The sequence below is a fragment of the Myxococcus sp. AM011 genome, assembly GCF_013372595.1.
Lineage (GTDB): Bacteria > Myxococcota > Myxococcia > Myxococcales > Myxococcaceae > Myxococcus > Myxococcus eversor.
In genome coordinates, this window is the sequence record NZ_JABXEM010000531.1 from 1 (window position 1) to 1,889 (window position 1,889).

2 protein-coding genes are annotated in these 1,889 nt (G+C 68.2%); both read left to right on the forward strand.

The window, feature by feature from the left end:
* A partial coding sequence (locus tag HUW62_RS47055) for a hypothetical protein (protein ID WP_217911989.1) occupies positions 1 to 423 on the forward strand: 423 nt, incomplete at its 5' end.
* Between the two features lie 97 nt (positions 424 to 520).
* A partial coding sequence (locus HUW62_RS47060; RefSeq protein WP_255204043.1) for a sensor histidine kinase occupies positions 521 to 1,889 on the forward strand: 1,369 nt, incomplete at its 3' end.

Here is a 1,889-nt window from a genome sequence, read left to right on the forward strand (position 1 = left end):
CCCCAGAGCCCGCCCGAAGCAGCCCAGTTCCCCGCCGACAGCGGACAGGAGCTCCAGGAGGCCGCCCCCGTGGAGCCCCAGAGGTCCGGCGTCGACTCCGGCAGCCTCGCGTCCGACACGGCCACTCCCTCCCAGGGCAGCCTCAAGGATTCCGGCTCCACCGACACCACCAAGTCCTCCCAGGGCAACCTCAAGGACGCCAACAGCCCCGAGGCACACCGGGCCGCGCTCGAGTCCTGCGTGGACCGCTGGCTCAAGAAGCACGGCCTGGACTCCTACGGCAACGCCGAGGGCACCATGTACGCGGGCGGCACGCCCCTGTTCGACGAGCGCACCGGAGAGTCCACGGACCGCATGGCCTACGTGTTCAGCCAGAAGCCCGAGGCCCGCAAGGTCTGCATGAAGGGCTCGGCCTCGAAGTAGACGCGGCCCTCCCGCACGCCTCCCCGCCCGCCGGGGAGGTGGGCGAAGCACCCCAGGGATTCCCGCACACCCGGCGGCTCCCGTAAGCTGCCGCCCAATGAATTCGAATCTCGCCCTCGGCGAGGAGACCCCGGCGGCCAATGACCTCCGCGCGCGAGTGCGCGAGGTCCTCCTGCGCCGCAAGCTGACAGACAGCGTCTCCACGGAGCAGGCCACCGCGTCCTGGGAACAGGACCGGTTCGTCGCCCGGGCCCGCGCCCTCTTCTACGCGCGAATGATGTTCCTCACGCTGGGGCTGCTCATCCTGGCGGTGCCCACCTGGAGCGGCTACTTCGGTCTCACCGGAGCCTTCTCCTTCCTGGGCTACTTCACGATGCTGCTCTACAGCGTCGCGAACCTGCTCGTCATCGACCACCCCAAGGCCGGCCGGTGGGTGACGTACACCACGCTGTGCCTGGACCTCGTCATCCTCGTGGTCCTCATCGCCAAGCCCGTGGTGGGCGGCGGTCTGCAGAGCCCCCTGCTCGCGACCCAGCTGCTCTTCACCACCCTCTTCTCCATCCTCTACCCCAAGCCGCTCGCCATCCTCCCGCCGCTATTGGCGCTGCCGATAACGACGCGACTGGACCTGCTGCTCAACCGCTCCGTGACGGCGGTGGAGCTGCTCACGCTGCTCTGGTACCTCGCCCTCAACTTCATCATCGTCTACGTGCTCGTGTACCTGAACGAGCGCGAGGCCGCCGCGCACCGCGAGGTCGTGGCCCTCCAGGGCGACCTCAAGGAGCTGGCCGTGGTGGAGGAGCGCAACCGGCTGGCGCGCGAGATTCACGACGGCCTGGGCGCGTCGCTCTCGTCGATGATCATCCAGGCGGAGTACATCCTGAACCTCGCGCGCGAGGACGGCCTGCGCGAGGAGATTCGCGAGCTGAAGACCACCGCCGAGGAGTCCATCGAGGAGCTGCGCCGCAGCCTTCGGATGATGCACGAGGACTTCGAGCTGTCCCAAGGCCTGGAGGACTACGCCAAGACGTTCCAGGAGCGCACGGGCATGTCCATCCAGTTCGAGCGCACGGGCCTGCAGCGCAAGCTGTCCCCCGACGCGCAGCTCGCCCTGTTCCGAATCCTGCAGGAGTGCCTCTCCAACGCGGTGAAGCACGCCGAGGCGAAGCTCGTGCAGGTGAAGCTCGACTACGCGGAGGACCGCGTGCACCTCATCGTCCACGACAACGGCAAGGGCTTTGATCCGCAGCGCACGCCGCGCGGACACTACGGCCTGCTGAACATGCGCGAGCGCGCCATGAAGCTCGGCGGTCAGCTCATCGTGGATTCGTCACCGGGCTCGGGCGCCCAGGTGGCCCTCGCGGTCCGCGATGAGGACCAGCTCGCCGATGGGCGTGTCCGTCTTGTCGATGAGGAAGTGGAGCGGCTCAACCATGACGCACCTCTTGGAGTCGGGAACGCGGGCC